Raw genomic sequence first — 21,580 nt, 5'->3', positions numbered from 1 at the left:
TTTTTATTTAGGTTTTCCGTCTTTGTGCCGTTATCGTACAGCCAATTGATGCACTAATAATCGTAGCCAATGCCAGCCACTGCGTCCATAACAGGGTCTCGCCCAAGAAGATAAAACCAGAAAGGGCTGCAATTGCAGGTTCCAGACTCATCAAGGTACCAAAACTCAGGGCACTTAAATTACGTAATGCGATCATTTCCAGGCTAAAGGGTACTGCACTGGCCAGCACGGCCAAAGCCACAAAATACAGCAAGCTCACCGGCTCAAAGGTATGTGCCGGCATTCCAGCAAAGAGCGCGATCGGCATCAAGAGCAGCATGCCGACAAACATGCCCAGACATACGGTATGATTGCCCGAAACCCCTGAAGGCTTTTGCCCCGCGACAATATAGAGTGCCCAGCAGCCACCAGCGCCTAAGGCAAACAGAATTCCGATCGGATCCAGTGACTGTGCCGCCTGATCAAATGGGAACAGCAAAATCAGGCCGAGAATAGCCAGTCCGACCCAAACAAAATCAAACTTCTGCCTGGCATAAAATAGCGCCACACTTAAGGGGCCAATAAATTCAAACGCGACGGCAATACCGATGGGCAGGCGATCAATCGCCAGATAAAACAGCATGTTCATCCCAGCCAGGGCAATGCCGTAACTGATAATGGCTGACCATTTCACCTGTTTGAAGTTAATTTGCCAAATTTTAAAAATCAGTGCCAGAATTAAAGCACCCAAAAGCAGGCGCATGGCTGAAACCGTCAGAATGGGAAACTGAGCAAACAGATATTTGGCGAAGGAGCCACTGCTTTGCAGACTGATCATCGCAATCAGTAGAATCAGTGGCGCTTGCACGATAGGTGCAATTTTAAAATTGGGCATGACTAAATTTGTTTCGATGACTCGAAGAGCGGGAGCGCGGCAAACGCTGGATCAGGCTTAAATATAAAAACCTTGAAGCAATAAAAAAGCCACAGCCCGAAGACTGTGGCTTTTTTTAAATCTGAATTAGAACAATACGCGTACGCGAATTGTGCCTTCAACGTTGTGAAGCGTTTCCAGAGCTTCCTGAGAAGCAGTCGCATCGACATCCATCACTAGGTAACCTACATCGCCTTTAGTCATGAGAGACTGACCAGAGATGTTGATACCGTGTTCAGCAAACAGGTTGTTGATCTTAGACAATACACCTGGAATGTTTTTATGAATATGAAGTAAACGGTGTTTGCCTTCAGTCAATGGCAACGCGATTTCCGGGAAGTTTACTGCAGATAAAGTCATACCTTTATCAGAGTAAGCCACGAATTTCTCAGCCACTTCCAGACCAATGTTGGCTTGCGCTTCCATGGTTGAACCACCCACGTGTGGAGTCAGAATCACGTTTGGCAGGTTACGTAGTGGAGAAACGAATTCTTCACCATTGGCTTTCGGCTCTTTCGGGAATACGTCGACCGCAGCACCCGCAATGTGACCAGACTTGATCGCATCTGCCAGATCTTCAATTACGACACATGTACCACGTGCCGCATTCAGGAAGATTGAACCTTCTTTCATTTGCGCAAACTGTTCTTTGCCAAAGAAATTACGGGTAGATGGCAGATCCGGAACGTGTAAAGTTACTACGTCTGCATTGGCAAGCAATTCGCCCATAGAGCCGACCTGACGTGCATTACCTAAAGGTAACTTGGTCACCGCATCATAATAGGTTACTTTCATGCCCAGGCTTTCCGCCAGTACAGAAAGTTGTGAACCGATTGAACCGTAACCTACGATACCTAAAGTTTTACCACGTGTTTCGAATGAACCGACAGCCGACTTGTTCCAGCCACCTGCATGTGTATCTGTTGATTTTTCAGGTACACGGCGCAGAAGAAGAATAGTTTCTGCCAATACCAGTTCAGCAACCGAACGGGTATTTGAGTAAGGGGCGTTAAATACCGGAATACCGCGACGCATCGCAGCATCAAGGTTCACCTGGTTGGTCCCGATACAGAAACAACCTACTGCAATCAGTTTGTTCGCAGCTTCAAATACTTCTTCAGTCAGTTGAGTACGGGAACGAATACCGACGAAGTGAGCATCTTTAATCGCTTCTTTCAACGCTTCGCCTTCGAGCGCTGTTTTACGATAGTCGATGTTGGTGTATCCAGCTGCATTCAATGTATCGATTGCGTTCTGGTGAACGCCTTCTAACAATAGAAAACGGATTTTATCTTTAGGTAGAGATAGATGTTGGCTCATTACGGCTCCGCTACAAAGGCCAAATTTAGTCGCGGTATAATAGCACAGGAAAAGGGCGGTTATACATTTCCTTGATGACAGTCACCTCAGGTATTTTGAGCAGATATATGAACAATGCTGCTAATTCTGGTTGAATTAAATCTGTATTTTCAAAGGTATATTATCAAAATTGTCATTTTTCGCGGGAAACCCCAAAAAATAGCTTATAATATTGCGCCATGCTGTTTAAGCTCCCATTTTTGGTGCTTTAATCATCATGTTTCGCCTGATTTGTATACAGGTTTTTATGCCTAAAAAATATGCAAATAAACCAGCGAAGTCTTTCTTGTTTAAATCATGCTAGGTCTGCAAACGATGAATGCTCCAGTCGCTTTAACCCCTGAGTTATTGACCCAATTGACTGCAATTGTGGGTGAAAACCGTATTAAAACCGATACGGACAGCCTCCAGAATTGGGGTCGCGATCATACTAAGCACTTTGATCCAAACCCATCGGTCATCGTTTTCCCATCAACAACTGAACAGGTTCAAGCAATTGTGAAGCTTGCCAATCAGTTCAATGTTGCCGTGACTCCATCGGGTGGTCGTACTGGCCTTTCAGCTGGTGCCGTGGCTGCTGATGGCGAGATCGTGGTCAGCATGGACAAGATGAACCAGATTCTGGAGTTTTTCCCGGCAGACCGTATGGTGCGTGTGCAAGCGGGTGTGGTGACTGAACAACTGCAAAATTATGCTGAAGAACAGGGCATGTATTACCCGGTCGACTTTGCTTCTGCGGGTTCATCACAAATTGGCGGGAACATTGGTACCAATGCCGGCGGTATTAAAGTCATTAAATATGGTATGACCCGTAACTGGATACTTGGCCTGACGGTGGTAACCGGTAAAGGTGATGTATTGCGTCTGAACAAAGGCATGATCAAGAATGCTACTGGTTATGCACTTCAACACTTGTTCATCGGTGGTGAGGGTACGCTGGGTCTGGTGACTGAAGCAGAAATCAAGCTTGAACGTCAACCGCAAGACCTGCAAGTGATGGTACTGGGTGTACCTGATTTTGATGCAATCATGCCGTTATTGCATGCTTTCCAGGCGAAAATTGATTTAACAGCATTTGAGTTCTTTGGTGAGCTTGCAATGCAAAAAGTTCTGGCAAATGGTCACGTGCAACGCCCATTTGAAACAGAATGTCCATTCTATGTCTTGCTTGAATTTGAAGCGCCGTTTGAACCAATCATGGACAAGGCGATGGAAATTTTTGAGCATTGCATGGAACAAGGCTGGGTACTGGACGGCGTAATGAGCCAGAGCCTGGAGCAGGTCGAAAGTTTATGGCGTTTACGTGAAGATATTTCTGAGTCAATCGCGCCATTTATTCCATACAAAAATGACATTTCTGTACTGATTACCCACGTCCCTGCGTTTATTAAGGAAATTGATGCCATTGTTGCAGACAATTATCCTGACTTTGAGATCTGCTGGTTCGGTCATATTGGTGACGGTAACTTGCACCTGAATATTTTGAAACCTGCCGATTTGTCTAAAGATGAATTCTTTGCCAAATGTCAGGTGGTGAACAAGTATGTATTTGATACCGTAAAAAAATATGACGGTTCAATTTCTGCCGAACATGGCGTAGGTATGACCAAGAAACCATACCTTGAATATTCACGTTCTGCGGAAGAAATTGAATACATGAAAGCCCTGAAAAAAGTGTTCGATCCAAACGGCATCATGAACCCGGGTAAATTATTCGATCTTTAATCTGATTGAATTCATGAAAGTGCATCGAAAGGTGCACTTTTTTTATTGCTGTGTAAATCAGGTTACAGAGTCTAAATGGTTTTGTGATGAAAAGCCCGGCATGATGAATCTATATAATAAGGATATTGGGATTAAGAAATATGTTACGTTTATTGGCAGTTACAGCTTTAGGTCTGGGTATGATGATGTCGGGTTGTGCGACTACCCAGCAGGTGATTGCAAAAGTACAGTCTACTTCCGATACGCCATTGGATCAGGTTTTGAAGATGAGACCTGATTTGCGTAAGGAGCTGGCAACAGTCGAGATCCGTCAGTTCTTTAATAATGTGGAGTCACCGACTGTTGGGCAGGTGAAGGTAACTGAAACAGGTTTGATGGATGATTCGGTCAGATCTATTCAGACTATTTATCATTTCAAAAAAGAAGAGAAAAACTGGAAAATGCAGAATGCTGAAAAGTTATATCGCTGTATGCGTGGGGCCAATACCAAGACTTTCCAGAAGGCAGTTTGTCCATAATAGTGTTTGATCTTTAGGCAGATTTTGGTTAAAAGCGTATCTAGAGGATGCGCTTTTTTGCTTTTAGGAAAAATATGGATGAGCTAATTTTAAACTCTCAAACCCAAATAAATATATTAATTGGCGAAAATGGGAGTGGAAAAACAACCAAATTAAGCAGAATTACACAAGAGCTTAAATCAGAACGTAATAATAACTTAATAATAATTAATAATGCTGGATGTAAGAATTTACCTAAATTGAGTAAAAATTATCTCTCATATAGTGATCTTGCTAAAAATTTTAGAAGTCTAGTATATAGATTCATTGAAAACTCCTTCATGGCAATTGATCGGGGAGATTTGTATGATACTGATTTTACCTTACGTCAAATAAGGGATATTCTAGATTATGTGGGTTACGATGGCAGTTTATATATAGCAGTAGATAAAAAGTTTATAGATCATAATTTCTACAAAAGGCTTGATGATTTTGATGGAGATTATACCCATTTCGATTATGTACATTCTTATTTGAACTACTTGCATACAGTCGAACTTGTTAATACTGATCAAATATTAGAGATATGTTTAGATGAAGATTTATATGGTAATAATGAAAATACAATAAAATTCCTATTTTTAATAAAAAAATATTGGAATGCTAAATTTGATCTATACTTTTCTAAGGGGGTAAAATTATTTAAATTTGATCATTTAAGTTCAGGTGAGAAAAAATTAATAACAGGTATTTTCTTTATAGCTACATCAATTAGAAGTGAAAAAAATAATATATTAATTATTGATGAACCTGAAGTTAGCTTACATCCAAAATGGCAAATAGAATACTTAGAAAATATTAGTAATCTATTTTATAAATATAATATTAAGATTTTTATTGCTACACATTCTCCTCTTATTTTGGCTGATCTTTTCTTTGATAAATTAGATACAATAAGTCTTAGCTATTCTATATTTCATATTGATCAAGATGGTGTGAATAAAATTACAAGTAAAGATGAGCTTAGTATCGAAGCAATTTATTGGAATGTATTCGGAGTACTAACCCCTCAGAACTCTTTTTTGTCTAGAAAATTAAATCAACTTTTAAATGATTTACATACTAAGGAAATTAATATTGAATTCTTTTTAGACATGATAAATAAGTTTGAAAATGCTTCAATTGATAAAAACCAGATGGAAACACTAAATTTAGTAAAAAATCACGCCCTAGAAAATATTGGTGCGAAACAATGAATTTAACTCCAGAAGAAAAAAAGCTTTTAGAAAGACTTATCAATGAGGACAAAGGATGGGATGATGATCTATTCAAGTCATTGAAAGCTAAAATAAAAGATGAATTTTTAAAAGATGAGAAGCAATGTTGCTATTGTGCGAAAGATTTTATGGGTGAATTTAAGCTAGTAATTGACATTGAGCATATATTACCTAAGTCAATTTTTTCCAAACAAAGATTTGATATTGAGAATTTATCCTTAGCCTGTAAGAGATGTAATATGATGATTAAAAAGGATCGAATAGATTTTCTAAGTGGAGACTTAAAAGAAATTGCTAAATTTTTTAAAGATAATAAAAATATTGATGAAAGACTAAACTTTATAAATAGATTAAATAGTGGCTTATATAATGAAGAAGGATTAAGATATAAAGACTCAGACTTCTATAAATTTATACATCCTAATATTGATAGATATTATGATCATTTACATGTCTGTATTTCTACTATGAACGGTAAAAAGTACTGTAAATATTACCCTCAAGATAAAAAAGGTAATTTTACTTATAGTTATTTTAGATTGGAAGAATTAGAACAAGGTGATCTAGATACATTGCAAGGAATTACAATAGAAATAACAAATAATATTTTGACCTTGGGTCAAGTAGTTTAAGATAATTTTAATGAGTGAGTAAAGTATTGAAGATATCTGTAAAATTGGGATTAATTTAGAAATTAGACTCTGATACACTTCGCTTAATTTTTTAAAGTCAGCTCTTTTAAAATTCTAAAAAAAGAGTAAATGAGTATTAACTCTCCCATGCAAAAAATCCAAACCCAAAAACTGACCCGTGCCACACTCATGTTCCCGTTGGCGCTGGTTCTGTTCGAATTTTCCGTTTATATCTGTAATGACTTGATCCAACCAGCTATGCTGTCGATTACCCGTGACTTTGGGGTAAGCAGTTCTTGGGCGCCATCTTCCATGTCCTTTTTCCTGTTGGGTGGAGCATTTGTTGCCGCGATCCTGGGGCCATTGTCTGACCGTCTCGGACGTAAAACCGTACTCCTGGGTGGGGTGGCATTTTTCACGATCAGCTGTCTGGCGATTTTATTAACCCCGAATATCGAAAGCTTCTTGTTCCTGCGCTTTTTACAGGGCTTTGGACTGTCCTTCATTACCGCCGTCGGTTATGCCGCCATTCAGGAAAGCTTTGAAGAGCGCGATGCCATTAAAGTCATGGCGCTGATGGCCAATGTTTCTTTATTGGCACCCTTGCTCGGGCCAGTGCTGGGTGCCTTTATGATCGATCATATCTCCTGGCATTGGGGCTTTATCGGCATTGCATTTCTGTCGTTTTTAAGCTGGTTCGGTCTGAAAGCCAAAATGCCAAACCTGAAAGTCAGCGTTCCCAAGCAGCCCTTCAGCTATATTCTGGATGACTTTAAACAGGTGCTCAAAAATAAGCGCTTTGTGATTATGACCGCGGCCTTGCCCTTGGTCAGTCTGCCCTTGATGTTATGGATTGCATTGTCACCCGTAATTCTGGTCGAGCAGTTTGGATTCAGCAGCGTGCAATATGGTCTGGCACAGTTTCCGGTCTTGGGTGGGTTAATTATTGGTAATCTGGTGCTGCTGAAAATTATCGACAAAATGCCGCTAGGGAAAACCGTATTATTGGGTGTGCCACTGATGCTGTTTGGTACAGGTTTACTAATATTCGGTCTGTTTATTCCGGACTATTTTGTGCATTGCCTGATTATTGGTACCACCTGTATCAGTCTTGGGGAAGGTGTCAGTTTCTCAGTATTATATCGTTTTGCGCTGATGTCTTCTGAAGTGTCCAAGGGTACGGTGGCCGCGACGGTTTCGATTATTCTGATGCTAAGCTTTTTTGTCGTGATTGAAGCGGTTCGAATGGCTTATGAAGCTTATGATATCTGGGCCTATTGCATTGCATCTTTTATCTTGATTGCACTGTGGTTTACTTTGCCACGTTTGAGCTTAAAGCAGATTATTTCAGAGCGAAAGGCGAGTGGGGAGTTTTGACTTCTTATTGATGGAATTTATAAATTATTGAAATCATATGTTTAATACAGGAGTTCCCTCTACTTTCAGGAGAGGGCTAGGGTGAGGTTAAGTATTTAAATAAGTACCCTTTCCTCAAAGGCGAGGGAATTTTCATTAGATTTAATGGGTTTTAGAATTAATAATGAAAAATAGATAGAGATTGAAGGTCCTCTCTCCCTGTGGGAGAGAGGATTTCCTTTATAATGATCTAATTATATTAGAATTCCACAGTTAAGCTTCAACGGGCTGCTCTAGTTTTTTCAGTTTCAGATCAAAAATAAATGGCCCAAATGGCAGAATTGAAGCAATCAAGCCCATGATAAACATGCTTAGTGACCATTTCTGTTTTTCACATACTGCAAATAGCACCACCAAAAAAAGCACAAACAGTAGGCCATGACCCATACCGATATATTTCACTAAAATCGGATTATCCATCATGTATTTCACTGGCATCGCAATAAATAACAAAAGCAGGAATGAAATCCCTTCAAGCAAACCGACCAGACGTAAAGTTTTGATGTTCATGATGCATGCTGATTTAACTAGATAAGCTTCGAGTGTACCGAATATCAATTGAATATTGAATCTTAAAAATCTAAATATATTGATTATTTTTAATAAGTTATAACCAAGTAAAGCAGTCGGTTATCTAATCTTGGCAAGTAAAATTTCAGGTCATAATTGTAAGAATGCTGGCAAGGTGAGGGCGCAATAAACTGATGCTTTTGAACAGTAAAAATTAATTCAGAGATCTACTTTAAAAATTTCCAAAAAAAGACGAGCAGATTGCCCGTCTTTTTTTATTTAGCTTTACGATAACCGGTTTGGTGTTTAGATCACACCACATGCAATACGATCACCGCCACCACCTAATGGTAAGGGATTATCAGAATAGTTATCGCCGCCAGCATGAACCATAATGGCCCGACCCTGAACATCTGCCAGTTTCAGGCGAGGGGCAAGCAGGGTGACACGGGCAGTACCGTCACTGTTGACTTTTAATGCAGGTAAATCACCTAAGTGACCGGTAGCAGGCGTACCGTGGTTGGGTGACTGATTAGGGTTGTAATGACTGCCAGCAGCCAGTGCTGCACCCAATTTGCCATCTTTCATGGCAGGTGCGCATGAACCATTTTCGTGAACATGGAAACCACGCTCACCGGCAGGCAGCTGTTTCAGGTTAGTACGAATGACCAGACCGGCCGGACTGTCACTGAGTAAGATAGTGCCAATCTCTTGACCTACACCCTGAGCAGTTACGGCATTGACTGTCACTGCTCTGACCAGTTCATTAGATGGTGAGGTTGAAGCACAACCAGTGAAAAGCGCAGCACTAAGTGCGCAAAGTGTCGTAATTTTAAACAATGAAGACATGGTATTGGCATCCTGATCTTTATTCTGTTTTGTAAAACCATTGAAACAGAGCAAGATCAGAAGCTCTATATAGAATCAGTACTTAAATGTTTTGTTTTGTTTAAGTCGCTGCAACTGTTGCATTAGGGCGCTTTGGATGGCGGATCTTCTGTTTCCGGATCAATATCATGTGCCATGGTAGCTTTAGGCATCATCAGCGGTTCATTCAGATTGCTTTCATGTAACCATTCTCGCCAGATGGCCAGCAGTACTGCCAGAATTACTGGGCCAATAAATACTCCGACCAGACCAAAGCTGGCAATACCGCCCAGCACACCAAACATGATCAGCAGAAATGGAATTTGGGTTGCACCAGAGATTACCAGCGGACGAATCACGTTATCGGCGGTACTGACAATACAGACACCCCACGCCATCACCCCGATTGCCTCAATGGTCTGCCCCTGCGAAAACAGCCACAGGGATACAGCGGTATAAGCCACCGGAGGGCCAAAAGGAATCAGGGCAAAAATAAAGGTGACAATGGTCAACACCATCGGATTTGGTACACCAGCGACAAAATAACTCAGACCTGCCAATAAAGACTGGGCAATTGCAGTCAAGCCGACCCCATAGACTACGGCACGGGTCGTGGCAGAAATGGTAAAAAAATAGTGATGCACACGCGGCCCCACCACCATTTCAAAGGCTTTACGAACCTGATCTAAAATGGTCTGGCCATCACGGTAGAAGAAAAACAGGGAAAGTATGGCAAAACACAATTTAAAGATATTTTTGCTGACTTCATTCAAGACTATCTTGCCATAATTCAGATGACCTTGAATCCAGGCCGATACCGACATCGCGATACTGTTCGGATCGGTATTGATTTCATTTAAGGTTCGGCTAATTTCCTTGCCGACAATCGGAAGGTTGCGAATAAAGTCAGGAACATCTAGATGACCGGAAAAAACCTGTCGCTGCAATTCGAAATACAGGTTACGACCTTCATGCTGCAACATAAAAATGGCAAAGATAAACGGCAGACCAAACACCAGAATCACGGCCAGAATCATCACGGTGGCACTCAGTGTCGGTCGATTGCCGCACATGCGTAACACCGACTGATACAGGGGCCAAGTCATATAGGCAATAATGGCTGCCCAAACTACAGGGATGATGAAATATTTGAGTATATGAAAACTCAAAAAAATCAGGATAAAGAACAATCCAAATAATAAGACTTTTTGTAATGTAGGCGCGTACTTTTGCACTGAATTTAATGGCTCATTTTTTAGGTCGTGTTCAGGCATATTAACTGAAAAGAAAGCGATCGAAAATGACGGCTTGGTAAGTAGCGTGATTATTTTCCCACAGTTGTGCCTGGATTCAGGCTATGGACTCAAAACCACTGGCTTGGATCATCAATAATGGCATTTAGCACCGGTTGCCATTGAGCCTGTAAATCCCGATAAATTTTCTGAGGTTTATCAAAGACTGACAGACCTTGCATGGCCAGTCGGCTATAAGGCGCACGTTCCGAAATCCAGGCCACCGGCTGCTGATCGATCTTGTCAAAAAACTGCTGTATTTCCTGATGGCTAGCGGCATTCGGTTTGGTGCGGTTGGCCAAAAGTAAAATTTCGACCTTGCCTTTACGGATACGTTTGATGTCCTGCAAATGCTTGAGAAAGCGGCGGGTCGAATCAATATCAAAAAATGACGGCTGGATTGGAATGATAATCGCATGCGCCTCACTGATCAGCTGTTCGGCATGATCTTCGGTCAAGGCACCTGGCGCATCAATTACCAGATATTCAATCTGCTTTGGCGCATCACCAATCGACTTATGATTGCGCCAGTCCAGACTTTGAATTGGTGTTGCCTGTTCTGGGCGGTGTTTGAGCCATTGCAATGCAGATTTCTGGTTATCGGCATCGGCCAACGCCACCTTATAACCTTTTTGTGCGAGTGCTGACGCTAAACTAATGGCTGTCATGGTTTTGCCACAACCGCCTTTCTGATTCGCAACTAAAATTGTTTTCATGACCCAAGGTGATTTTATTCTGTTCCAGCCTAGCATATCATTCTTTTCAAGCACACCAATGGCTGATGTTTTCAACTTCAGTCGAATATCATGCTGAAAAAAATCAACTCAATTAGGAAGATTCAATGTCCATATGGATGGCTATGCTGATTGGCGCATGTATCGGGGTGGTGCTGACCACCATTATTTTAAGTCAGACACGCAATGGACGGATCAAGGCCGAATATGAACAGTATATTGCCGAGCTGGAGCTAGAGCATCAGCAGGCCTTGGTCGCAGCTCAAAAACGCAGTGTCAATACCAGCCGTGCAGTCCTGAAAGGCAAAATGGCAGAACAGCTCGCACCGATTATGCCGGAATTTCAATATCTGCCCAGTGATGCCAAGTTCCTGGGTGATCCCGTCGATTATGTGGTTTTTGATGGCTATAGCGATTTCCGGGACGGGGACGGTGATGCCGAAGATATTGAAGTGGTTCTGATTGATATCAAAAGTGGTGGAGCACGTCTGAGCAAAGGCCAGCAAGCGATTGCCCGTGCAGTTCAGGAAGGGCGAGTACGTTTTGAAACCATCCGGATTGATTTCAATCATTGATCCGGACCAAATGAAGAATAAAAACCTATGCAAAAATTACTGATCACTGCGCTGCTGTTTATGCTTGGACTGTGGGTCTGGAATGAGTTTTTTCGTGCTATTCCCCATCTGGAAGAACGAGGTGTCTTGAAAAACTTTCAGGTACAGCCGATTCAGCCCATTTCGGCCACCTTTACGGTGCATGATAAACGTTTTGTTAAACCGAATCGTCGCGTCTTGCATCAGGCCAGTCCCATGGTCGGACATTTCAATGATCTGGCCTATGTCAGTAATATTGATGTGCTGTTGCTCAGTCAATCTCTGTCTAAGCTGCAGGCAACTCCAGAATTTGATAAAGAAAAGCGCTGTTATTATATTGAAGGACAGGTCAGCAATGCGGCACGAGAGTTCCTCGTGACCCATGTCCAGCATTTTAGCCTGATTGCGGCAAACCAGAAAATTGCTGATCAGATTCGCAGGCTAAAGTCGGGTCAAAAAATCACACTCAGCGGTGATCTGGTAACCGTTCATTCAGGCACGACTGGACAAGAATTCACGGTCGGTTCAGGTTCGGAATATCGTGCCCATTGTCAGTTGCTGCGCGTGACGCAGCTTCAACAGCATTAAATTAAAGAAAATGCTGAATTAACCTTGGGGCTTGCGCAGTCGGGCCAGCAACATGCGTTGGCCAATTTTCGGAATTCCTGCGGCATCCATATAATTCAACTTTTCAATTTCAAAACCAGTTTCCAGCAAGGCAGTTTCAATATCACGGTTTAAATGACAGCCATCTGCAACCCTCTTTTGAATCGGGGTGAGTAAATGTTGCAGACGCTGGATATTTAAATTCTGCCGATTCAGCACATGTTCGACCACATGCAAACGACCGCCCGGCTGTAGCACCCGATAAATTTCATTTAGGCTCTGCTCCAGGTCTGGAACACTGCACAGTGTCCAGGTCGAGACCACATGTTGCAGGCTATTCGCTGCAAAAGGTAATGCTTCTGCGCTGGCCTGAATCTGTTCGACCTGAAAAGCAGCCTGCTGGATGCGCGCTGCGGCCAGTCTGAAAATGGCTGCATTCGGTTCCAGGGCGTAGACCTTATCAACCGACTGATAAAAAGGCAGGTTCAGCCCGGTACCAAAACCAATTTCCAGCACTTCATTTGAGACACCCAAAAGCAGTTCACGGCGTAAATCCATCAAGAATGGTGTTTGCATCACCTGATTCAAAAGATGCGGGAAGACATGGTGTTGATAAAGTTGATACAGCATCTGGATTATTTTAATTTGCAAAGATTACGGATGAGCTTAACTGAAAAATAGAATATTCGGGAATGCCCAAGCTGACTAAATACATCCAGTTTGTTACCAAGTTCAACTGTTTATTCATTAAAAAATACGTAAGATCAAGGAAGATATCCTTAAAACGTTTGATCAATTCAATGAGGATTAGATTAAAAATGATGTTCAAACACTTTAAACATTATGCATTGCTGGCCAGCCTGTTACTGCCTGTTGCCGGCTATAGCTCGGTCGACCATAATATTGCCAAAGGCTTGCCGCCTGTTGCCAAGGGTCAGTCCATTTCGGTATTGCAGCCGTTTAAGGGTGATTTTCGTATTCTGGGTTCCAAGGTTTATAATTCTGACCCGCAAGCCAAATTCTCTCCGATTGATTATGCCGTCAGTTGGGGCCTGTTTGCTGAACCTGAAATTGCCCGACATATTAGTGTCAATCAATATGACCGTTATCTGAACTGGAAAATGGATCGGGTGCCGGTGCCGGTAGAACAAGCCAAACAGATGGTATCCAATATGCATATCATTCCGGCCAATCCTGAAATTGCCAAGGCTATTAAAAAGGTGAAGCGTGGTGATCTGGTGCGTATGCAAGGAGAGCTGGTTGAAGTGCGTGATAAGGATCTGGTCTGGACGTCTTCACTGACTCCGACCGATACGGGTGATGGAGCCTGTGAGGTATTCCGTGTCAGTTCCATTCAGTGGATTGAAAAAGTCGGTAAAAGCTGATCCAAAAACGTCTGATTCAAATACCAATAAAAACCGCTTCTCTCAGAAATACCAGTCAGTTGAGTAATTGACTGGCATTTTATTTTTCTAGTTGATGATTATATTGACTAACTGAGCAATCAAGCACGACCGTTTCAGGCATGCGATGTATTGCACCGCAAGATGCCTGCCTTACGAAGCTGCGCTTCTCACGTGGGCGAAATCAAAGCAATAAATACTTTACAGATATTTGATTTAAAAAGCTGAAGACTCCCGCATGAACGCCTAAAAAGTTAAAGAATCTATTGCTAAATTCTTTAACTGATCAGCATTAGCTTTTAGGAGCGCTTTTCTTTTTTACCGACGCTTTATTTGGCAGTTAAAGCCTGACCTTCAAATACAATCCCATCCCAGCCATTTTGCATAAACTGGCGGATATTCTGATGGTCGCTGGCTTCCGGTGTTGCTTGTACCGCTGCGTAGTGCTCGGCAAACAGGCTTAAGGTTTGAGCCTGATCCAGCGCATGGAGCTGCGCAAAGGCAAAGACTTTGGCGCTACCCTGGTTTTCAGTGGCCGCATTGCTCTGCTGCCCATTTTTAAACGCAGTCGGGTTATGGGTATAACGTGATTCGATATAAGCAATTACATCTGCAAATTTTGCTTCGCCTGCGGCCAATTGTGCCAATAGATCTTGTGCCATGCTTTTTCCCTGAGCCATTGATGAAAATTTGAGGTGATGAATATACCAATTTTCTTGCCAAGTTCCATGGTATTTAATTGATTTTCAGTTCAAGATAATAAGGAAAATAGTCCATAAAGCATTTGAAATTTTGGATAAAATCAACTTGATCAGTAAATAGAATGGGAATAAATATGGGCTGGCTTTGGGTAGCAATGGGCGGGGCAATCGGTGCCAGTCTGCGTTATGCTGCAGGAATATGCTTGCTGAAACCACAGATGCAGTTCCCGTGGCCGACCTGGTGGATCAACATTCTCGGCTGTTTATGTGCCGGAATCTTTTTTGCCTGTAGCCAGAAGTATCCAGTATTACAGCAGGAAGCGCGACTGTTTCTGATGGTGGGAATTCTTGGCGGCTTTACCACATTTTCCAGTTTTGGTCTGGAAAGCTTTCAGCTGTTGAAGCAGGGCGCTGCTGGTCTGGCACTGCTGTATGCGCTATCGAGTGTGATCGTGGGAATTATTATTTTGGCACTGGGTTTTTATTTGACCTCACTGGCCTTGGCACAAGGCTGAAACAGACATAAAAAAGTCAGGAAACTGGAGGCATTTCCTGACATAAACCATGATTAACAGATAATCAGAAGTTTTAGTATTTAACCGCGTTTAAAGCGGGCAAAACGTTTATTGAAGCTTGCCACACGACCTTCGTTGCTGGTTTGACGCTGCTCGCCGGTATAGAAGGGATGAGAAGCACTTGAAATATCTAAGGTAACATAAGGATATGTTTTTCCTTCATATTCTTTGGTCTGGCTAGAGTCTATGGTGCTGCCAATAACAAAATAAGCATCAGCATTGGTGTCATGGAACAATACTTCACGGTAGGCTGGGTGAATATCTGGACGCATAGATGATCTCCTTATGGTTCTAAATATAATGTTATGGTATAACATTACATACTTCAAGTCATCTCGGGTTACAGTGTGTAAGCCTTTGAGCCAAACCTAGCTTCGACGGGGCACCAACTCTTCAAACACATCACTCAGATCATCATGAACTTTCAAATGAATCAGATTCCAGTATTGTCCTGAAATGGTCCGGTTGACCATTAAAGTATCTGGAGATGGCTTAAATACATCCCAATATTTCAGAGAAGGTTTAAGCAACTCCATACCATCATGATGGGCCGAGTTTTCCGCAAAGTCATAATTGGTGACCAGCGGGCGCATCAGGATTTCCAGCCATTGCTCATACAGTTCCGGCGGGAATTTTCCGGTTTCAGTCAAAGAATGCAGGGCATCTAATTGCTGTTCCATGACCGCAGTATTCTTCTCGCGTGCAGCATGAATCAGTTCCCGGAAATGTCCAATCACTTCGGTGGACAGGGTTTTGACACCACCATAATCATATACAATCACAGAACCATCTTCACGGAAGGCAAAGTTACCCGGATGCGGGTCGCAGTGAAAACGTTTCAGATAAAAAATTTCCTGACCAATTGCACGCAGCAGACGGCGGCCCAAGGCATTGCGGGTTTCCAGTGGCCAGGTGCTGGCGGTTTCAATACTTTCTCCCATTTCCTGACTCAAGGTCAGAATATGCCGTGAGGAATACTCATGAAAAACCTGTGGAATCACAATTTTATGATCCAGGGATTCATGAAAGGCACGGGCAACTTCCAGATTCTGGGCTTCAATTTCATAATTCAGTTCATTGTCCAGACTATGCTGAATTTCTTTAAACAACTGATCCTGAAGTTTACGGTCAATCTTCAACACGCCCATCATTCGCAGTGCCAGACGGACCTGTTTTAAGTCACTTTCACAGGCCTCATCCACCCCCGGATACTGCACCTTGACCACGACTTGCTGGCCATTGGGCAAAGTCGCTTTATGTACCTGACCAATTGATGCAGCGGCAAAGGGCTGCTCATCAAAATGCTGGAATAACTGCTGTAAAGGTTTCCCGAGTTCTTTTTCAACTTGCGCCTGAATGTCCTTAAAGGGCATAGGCGGTGCCTGACGTTGCAATTTGGCAATGGCTTTGGCAACTTCGGGCGGGAAAATATCTTTATATTGTGAGGCAATTTGTCCCACTTTCATGACCGCGCCTTTCATTTCTCCCAACGTGTCTGCGATCTGTACGCCAATATCCTGAAATAATTTGCTGCGCGCAGTATTTTTCTGCTCTTCGTCGGCAGTTAAATTTTTAATTGAATTGGATAGGGTTTTACCTGCAATACTTGCGGTCATTCCGGCAAGTTTCATAAAGCGACGACCGGGTGTGCTAGCCGTTTTTGCCATGCGAGATTCCTTAAAACCAACAATTATCTGATGTATTTGATCATAGGTGACAAAGGTTGAATTGCCTAGATTTAATTGTAGATGTTGTGTTGTGATTTTCTTGAGTTTCTCCATCTTTCATGCATCATCTTTGATTTATCAAAAGATTTTTCTTGGTCTCTGATACTTGAGCTGGAACAATAGACCTGAATACCTCATTGTTTGAGATAAGGTTGTGTATGCGTTCTGAATGATGTTCTAGTACCAAAAATTCAAATAAAACAGCTCGTAGTAATCAACACAATTCAATAAAACTCTATCGATATTTTATTGCTCACATTGATCGATATTGTTGTACGGGATAAGCCAGGCCTGAAATGAAGGTTATAGATTATATGGCTTACTGAGCATGAGCTTTAAAAGGGCCAATCGATGAGCTGGAGATTCTACAAGAATTAAAACATGCGCCGGATCTTTAATCACAGCGCATTTTTAGCTTCAGTAATTCAACTGAAGGCATTTAATGACCGAGACTTAAACGTTTATTGTTGCTGTATAAACGACCGAGTAAAAGTACACAGGCCACACTCAGACCCACAATCAGGCCGACCCAGACACCGGCGGCGCCCATATCGCTAAAGCGGGACAGGTAGACACCGACAGGGAAGGCAATGATCCAGTAAGCCAGCATGGTAATCCACATCGGCGCTTTGGTATCCTGCATACCGCGCAGGCAACCTGCCGCACTGATCTGCCAGGCATCCATCAGTTGATAAGCAATTGCAAATAAAATCAGATATACCGCAATCTGGCTGACCACCATATCCGAGGTATATAGAGCCACAATTTCACTACGCAACAGCCAAAGCAGAAGCATGGTCATGAGCGCCAGAATAGTGGCCGTGATCAGACCCAGATATTGCACTTTACGCATGGCCAGCCAGTTCTGTTCACCATAATAGGTGCCGACCCGAATCGTCAGGGCAATTGCCAGGGACATCGGAATCATAAACAGCTGTGAAGTCACTGAAATGGCAATCTGATGTGCAGCAACAATGGTTTCTCCCAAAGGACTCAAGACAATTGCCGCCGTACTAAAAATACTGACTTCAAAGAAAATCGCCAGTCCGATTGGAAGACCAAGCTGCAAAATACGTTTTAACCATGCCGGATCGATTGTTTCCCAATGGGTAAACGGCTGGGTGAGTTGGTAGGCCTTGTTTTTAAAAATATATAGTGCCAGAGTCAGCAGCATTAACCACTGTAAAATCGCGGTGGCAAAACCACAGCCGGCACTGCCCAAGGCGGGTACTGGCCCGATTCCATACATAAACACATAGTTGAGCGGTACCAGTAAAACCAGTGCCAATAAACTGATCACGGTCACCGGACGCGGATGGCCAATCGCTTCAGAATAACCACGTAAGGCCGCATACATGGTCACAGCCGGCATACCAAAGCCAATTGCATGCAAGAATAAGCTGGCTTTGGGCTGCAGGCTTTCCGGTACGCCTAATAAAGGCAAGCTGGCTGGCAACAGTTGTAAAATCAGGCCGGCAATAATCCCGAGAATCAAGGCAACCCACAGTGACTGGCGTGCAATGGTGGCAATTTTCTCTGGTGTGCGTGCACCATTGGCTTCTGCCACCAGTGGAGTCGTGGCAATCATGATGCCACTAAACAGCAGCATCACCGGAATCCATAAACCCACCCCGACTGCAATTGCTGCAAGATCGGTCGCAGACAGGTGACCGGCCATAATGGTATCAATCAGACCCAGACCAGCCTGAGAAAATTGTGTCACCAGAATTGGCAACATCAGATGAAACAGTTTTTTTAATTCAAAACCAAAGGTCGTAACCGGTGAAACATTCGACACAAAAATTACTCATGGTGATCATGTGCTTAAATAGAAGCTTTAGCGTTGTAACGTGAGAAGCACACCAATAAAAATTACTCCGCCGCCTAAAAGACGTTGCCAGTTAATCGGCATTTTTTCATTGCCCAGTAGACCCAGATGATCGACCAGCATCGACATGACCATCTGACCAAAAATAATCAGGCCGGTAAGAACCAAGAAGCCTAGTTTGGGCGCTGCATAAATACTCATACTAATCGCATACACACCCAAAATTCCCCCAAGCCACAAATACCAGGGAATACTGATCAATTCCTGCAAACCAGGTTTGGGGTTGGACTGAAAAAGCACGATTAAGGCCAGTACTATTGTACCAATCAAAAAGGAAAAAAATGCAGCCTGAATCGGAGAATATAAATATTCTTTCAGCTGGGTGTTGATCGCGGTCTGCAAAGTCAGCAAAACACCAATAGCAAACACCAGAGGCAGTAAAATAATCAGTTGAGAAGATATTTTCATAGTTTTAACTGTCTAATTCTATTTAAATTTTTAACGATCATTCAGGTCGATTTTAATTTTAGCAGTGTTGTGGCCGAGTCATGTTAAAATTCAGCTATATCTTGTAGTCCTTTTTGAGTAGTTCCTTGGCTGAATTGAATCCTGCTATCATCCCTTTGTCCCTGTATATCCATATGCCATGGTGTGTGCGCAAATGTCCGTATTGTGACTTTAATTCGCACGCTGTTCCTGATGGTGGCTTATCTCTGGAACTGGAACAGGAATATTTAGCTGCCCTGGTCGAAGACTTTAAAACTCAAGCCGATTTTGCCCAAGGTCGCCAGATTCATAGTGTATTTATTGGTGGGGGTACGCCGTCACTGATTTCTGCCCCAGGCTACCAATGGCTATTTGCTCAGCTACAGGCCATTATTGCCTTTGTAGAAGACTGTGAAATTACGCTGGAAGCCAATCCGGGTACCATAGAGCATGACCCGTTTTCAGGGTATTTACAGGCCGGTATTAACCGTTTGTCGATCGGGGTACAGAGTTTCAATACCGACCATCTCAAGCGTCTGGGACGGATTCACAGTAATGCAGATGCCATTTCTGCCATTGGCTTGGCGCGTGAAGCCAGCTTTCAGCGAATTAATGTCGATTTAATGCATGGTCTACCTGAACAGACTTTAGATCAGGCGCTGCATGATTTAAAACTTGCGGTAGAAAGTGGTGCCACACATATTTCCTGGTATCAGCTCACCATTGAACCCAATACGGTATTTTTCCGGACTCAGCCAATTCTGCCGGTAGATGATGTACTCGAAGATATTCAGGAGCAGGGCGAGATCTACCTTAAAGCGCAAGGCTTTATCAATTATGAAGTTTCGGCCTGGCGTAAAGAGTTGCCTTCAGCACATAACCTGAATTATTGGCAATTCGGTGATTATCTGGCGATTGGTGCAGGTGCACATGGCAAAATCACTCAGCCAGATGGCGTGTATCGTTTCCAGAAAACCCGCTTACCTAAGGATTATTTGGCCAAAGTACCTGCTGAACATTTGCAGTTTAAGCGTATTGAAGCTGAAGAGATGCCATTTGAGTTTATGATGAATGCGCTACGTTTAAATCAGGGAGTAGAAGCCAGACTCTATACCGAGCGTACCGGTCAGCGTCTAGATGCCTTGCAAGCGTTATTGAGTTCTTTGCGTGACAGAAAATTAATGCTCAATGATCAAAACCGGCTTGCATGTACCGAGCAGGGGCATATCTTTTTAAACTCGGTTCTAGAAGAGTTCCTTTAACTGATTTTAATGTTCTGATCAATTTTGGAAAAACCTCATATAGCTTTATGAGGTTTTTTTATTACACAAAATAAAAGGCTTAAAACCATACTCAAGCTTTCCTGTTTCTCATATTTCTGAGACTATTCAAGAATTAGATAATATGAATATTACAATTTATTAGGGGGCGAGGTGGATAGATTGTGGGCTTTTCACAGACTAGATTTAGCTGAGACGCGATTTTTTATTTTTGACAGTAAAGCGGATCATCTGGTCTATGAAGATCTAGACTTTGAAGAATATCATTGGGATCAGTCTAAATATAACCGGGTCCGGGAAGGGGATTTCTTTCTATATCGCCGGCCACAGAAAGCTTCGGAGATTAAAAATCAATTTTATCTGTATGGTGCTGGACGCATTGCAAAAATTGTTGCCAACACGGCTATTCCTCAAGATCATCAGAAGCGCCGTACTAAACCAGTATTTGCTCAAATAATCGATGGCATACGTTTTATCGATCCCATTCTGCAATCGGATTTGACCGATTTTCAATGGAGTTTTAAAACGCGCGGTGCCAGTTGGGAACATTTCTTTCAACAATATGGCATGAATGAAATTACAGCAGATGATTTTTGGCGGTTGTTGCAATTAGCGGGCGCGGGAGAAACACCAGAGCGATGTTTCAATACACGTCTTGGTCAAGATATTATAGATTATAGTGTGGCAGATCAGCGAGCCGAGCTTAAAACTCGAGGTTCCGCGCATCGGGAGTTTGCTTTACAAGTCAAACTTAATTATCAGTATCGCTGTGCCATTTCTGGCATTAAAACCAAAGCATTTTTAGTTGCTTCTCATATTGTGCCTTGGTCGGAAAATCATGTCCAACGTAAAAATCCGCAGAATGGAATTTGTTTATCGTCTTTACTGGATCAAGCTTTTGATCAGGGCTTTATAAGTATTGATGAGCAGTTCAAAGTATGTATTGCTGAGCAGACAAAACAAGATGCAAGTCTACATGCTTATTTGCAGCCTTATCATGCCAAGCGCATAGAAGTACCAAAGCGTTTCGCACCAGATCAGGAGTTTTTAGCGTGGCATAGAGCATACCGGTTTTTAGGTTAACCCCATGCTCTTTAAAAGCTGCAGCTGAATCAAAGAAATTGCAGGCACAAAAAAAGCACTCTAAGAGTGCTTTTTT

23 protein-coding genes are annotated in these 21,580 nt (G+C 42.6%); 11 read left to right on the top strand and 12 right to left on the bottom strand.

Going from position 1 to position 21,580, the window contains the following annotated elements:
• Window positions 1–7: 7 nt before the first annotated feature.
• Complete coding sequence (locus tag AC3IT7_RS13200) at window positions 8–874, bottom strand: EamA family transporter (protein ID WP_489248756.1); 867 nt, start codon at window positions 872–874, stop codon at window positions 8–10.
• A 126-nt stretch (window positions 875–1,000) separates the two neighbouring features.
• The gene (gene serA / locus AC3IT7_RS13195) at window positions 1,001–2,233 is read right to left on the bottom strand and encodes a phosphoglycerate dehydrogenase (RefSeq protein ID WP_411689810.1); all 1,233 of its coding nucleotides are present in this window, start codon (window positions 2,231–2,233) and stop codon (window positions 1,001–1,003) included.
• A 354-nt stretch (window positions 2,234–2,587) separates the two neighbouring features.
• Between serA and AC3IT7_RS13190 the strand changes: the two genes are divergently transcribed.
• From AC3IT7_RS13190 to craA, 5 genes are all read left to right on the top strand, one after another.
• Entirely contained in the window at window positions 2,588–3,997 is a 1,410-nt protein-coding gene (locus AC3IT7_RS13190) for an FAD-binding oxidoreductase (protein WP_475654260.1), read from the top strand.
• Between the two features lie 140 nt (window positions 3,998–4,137).
• Complete coding sequence (locus tag AC3IT7_RS13185; protein WP_489248755.1) at window positions 4,138–4,515, top strand: hypothetical protein; 378 nt, start codon at window positions 4,138–4,140, stop codon at window positions 4,513–4,515.
• Between the two features lie 74 nt (window positions 4,516–4,589).
• Window positions 4,590–5,750 carry an AAA family ATPase gene (locus AC3IT7_RS13180; protein WP_489248754.1) on the top strand — a complete coding sequence of 387 codons (1,161 nt, stop codon included), beginning with the start codon at window positions 4,590–4,592 and terminating at the stop codon, window positions 5,748–5,750.
• The gene (locus tag AC3IT7_RS13175) at window positions 5,747–6,403 is read left to right on the top strand and encodes an HNH endonuclease (protein ID WP_489248753.1); all 657 of its coding nucleotides are present in this window, start codon (window positions 5,747–5,749) and stop codon (window positions 6,401–6,403) included. The genes AC3IT7_RS13180 and AC3IT7_RS13175 overlap by 4 nt, the downstream gene beginning before the upstream one ends.
• Before the next feature lie 147 nt (window positions 6,404–6,550).
• Complete coding sequence (gene craA, locus AC3IT7_RS13170) at window positions 6,551–7,780, top strand: chloramphenicol efflux MFS transporter CraA (RefSeq protein ID WP_489248752.1); 1,230 nt, start codon at window positions 6,551–6,553, stop codon at window positions 7,778–7,780.
• 252 nt (window positions 7,781–8,032) lie between these two features.
• On the opposite strand, the gene AC3IT7_RS13165 is transcribed toward craA, so the two are convergent.
• The 4 genes from AC3IT7_RS13165 to AC3IT7_RS13150 form a co-directional block, all read right to left on the bottom strand.
• Complete coding sequence (locus AC3IT7_RS13165) at window positions 8,033–8,329, bottom strand: DUF3817 domain-containing protein (RefSeq protein ID WP_489248751.1); 297 nt, start codon at window positions 8,327–8,329, stop codon at window positions 8,033–8,035.
• Window positions 8,330–8,635: 306 nt separating this feature from the next.
• Window positions 8,636–9,178 carry a superoxide dismutase [Cu-Zn] SodC gene (gene sodC, locus AC3IT7_RS13160; protein ID WP_489248750.1) on the bottom strand — a complete coding sequence of 181 codons (543 nt, stop codon included), beginning with the start codon at window positions 9,176–9,178 and terminating at the stop codon, window positions 8,636–8,638.
• A 122-nt stretch (window positions 9,179–9,300) separates the two neighbouring features.
• On the bottom strand, window positions 9,301–10,470 hold the full coding sequence (locus AC3IT7_RS13155; protein ID WP_489248749.1) for an AI-2E family transporter: 1,170 nt from the start codon (window positions 10,468–10,470) through the stop codon (window positions 9,301–9,303).
• Window positions 10,471–10,559: 89 nt separating this feature from the next.
• Window positions 10,560–11,204 (bottom strand): ParA family protein, encoded by a 645-nt coding sequence (locus tag AC3IT7_RS13150; RefSeq protein WP_475655300.1) that lies wholly within the window; start codon window positions 11,202–11,204, stop codon window positions 10,560–10,562.
• Window positions 11,205–11,329: 125 nt separating this feature from the next.
• Here AC3IT7_RS13150 and AC3IT7_RS13145 point away from each other — a divergent pair, with 125 nt between their 5' ends.
• Together AC3IT7_RS13145 and AC3IT7_RS13140 are read left to right on the top strand one after the other, a co-directional pair.
• On the top strand, window positions 11,330–11,797 hold the full coding sequence (locus AC3IT7_RS13145; protein WP_489248748.1) for a Holliday junction resolvase-like protein: 468 nt from the start codon (window positions 11,330–11,332) through the stop codon (window positions 11,795–11,797).
• Window positions 11,798–11,824: 27 nt separating this feature from the next.
• A complete protein-coding gene (locus AC3IT7_RS13140) occupies window positions 11,825–12,403 on the top strand; it encodes a hypothetical protein (protein WP_489248747.1) in 579 nt (192 codons plus the stop codon).
• Between the two features lie 18 nt (window positions 12,404–12,421).
• Here the strand turns inward: AC3IT7_RS13140 and AC3IT7_RS13135 are convergent, their stop codons facing one another.
• On the bottom strand, window positions 12,422–13,051 hold the full coding sequence (locus tag AC3IT7_RS13135) for a class I SAM-dependent methyltransferase (RefSeq protein WP_489248746.1): 630 nt from the start codon (window positions 13,049–13,051) through the stop codon (window positions 12,422–12,424).
• Window positions 13,052–13,242: 191 nt separating this feature from the next.
• On the opposite strand from AC3IT7_RS13135, the gene AC3IT7_RS13130 reads away from it, so the two are divergent.
• Entirely contained in the window at window positions 13,243–13,806 is a 564-nt protein-coding gene (locus tag AC3IT7_RS13130; RefSeq protein WP_489250021.1) for a hypothetical protein, read from the top strand.
• A 347-nt stretch (window positions 13,807–14,153) separates the two neighbouring features.
• Here AC3IT7_RS13130 and AC3IT7_RS13125 read toward each other — a convergent pair whose 3' ends face one another.
• Window positions 14,154–14,486, bottom strand: a complete 333-nt coding sequence (locus AC3IT7_RS13125) for a HopJ type III effector protein (protein WP_489248745.1) — start codon at window positions 14,484–14,486, stop codon at window positions 14,154–14,156.
• A gap of 173 nt (window positions 14,487–14,659) precedes the next feature.
• Here AC3IT7_RS13125 and crcB point away from each other — a divergent pair, with 173 nt between their 5' ends.
• Window positions 14,660–15,040, top strand: coding sequence for a fluoride efflux transporter CrcB (gene crcB, locus AC3IT7_RS13120; protein ID WP_489248744.1), 381 nt, complete (start codon window positions 14,660–14,662; stop codon window positions 15,038–15,040).
• 80 nt (window positions 15,041–15,120) lie between these two features.
• On the opposite strand, the gene AC3IT7_RS13115 is transcribed toward crcB, so the two are convergent.
• From AC3IT7_RS13115 to AC3IT7_RS13100, 4 genes are all read right to left on the bottom strand, one after another.
• A complete protein-coding gene (locus tag AC3IT7_RS13115) occupies window positions 15,121–15,372 on the bottom strand; it encodes a type B 50S ribosomal protein L31 (protein WP_489248743.1) in 252 nt (83 codons plus the stop codon).
• A 96-nt stretch (window positions 15,373–15,468) separates the two neighbouring features.
• Window positions 15,469–16,767, bottom strand: a complete 1,299-nt coding sequence (locus tag AC3IT7_RS13110) for an ABC1 kinase family protein (RefSeq protein WP_489248742.1) — start codon at window positions 16,765–16,767, stop codon at window positions 15,469–15,471.
• 499 nt (window positions 16,768–17,266) lie between these two features.
• The gene (locus tag AC3IT7_RS13105) at window positions 17,267–18,625 is read right to left on the bottom strand and encodes an MATE family efflux transporter (RefSeq protein ID WP_489248741.1); all 1,359 of its coding nucleotides are present in this window, start codon (window positions 18,623–18,625) and stop codon (window positions 17,267–17,269) included.
• 39 nt (window positions 18,626–18,664) lie between these two features.
• Window positions 18,665–19,123 carry a DMT family transporter gene (locus tag AC3IT7_RS13100; protein ID WP_475653408.1) on the bottom strand — a complete coding sequence of 153 codons (459 nt, stop codon included), beginning with the start codon at window positions 19,121–19,123 and terminating at the stop codon, window positions 18,665–18,667.
• A gap of 125 nt (window positions 19,124–19,248) precedes the next feature.
• Here AC3IT7_RS13100 and hemW point away from each other — a divergent pair, with 125 nt between their 5' ends.
• Together hemW and AC3IT7_RS13090 are read left to right on the top strand one after the other, a co-directional pair.
• Window positions 19,249–20,403: a radical SAM family heme chaperone HemW gene (gene hemW / locus AC3IT7_RS13095; RefSeq protein WP_489248740.1), complete on the top strand. Its 1,155-nt coding sequence runs from the start codon at window positions 19,249–19,251 to the stop codon at window positions 20,401–20,403.
• A gap of 171 nt (window positions 20,404–20,574) precedes the next feature.
• Window positions 20,575–21,504, top strand: coding sequence for an HNH endonuclease (locus tag AC3IT7_RS13090; protein WP_489248739.1), 930 nt, complete (start codon window positions 20,575–20,577; stop codon window positions 21,502–21,504).
• Window positions 21,505–21,580 lie beyond the last annotated feature (76 nt).

It is taken from the genome of Acinetobacter sp. KH_038 (assembly GCF_057839405.1).
This window is presented reverse-complemented; position numbering and strand designations above follow the sequence as displayed.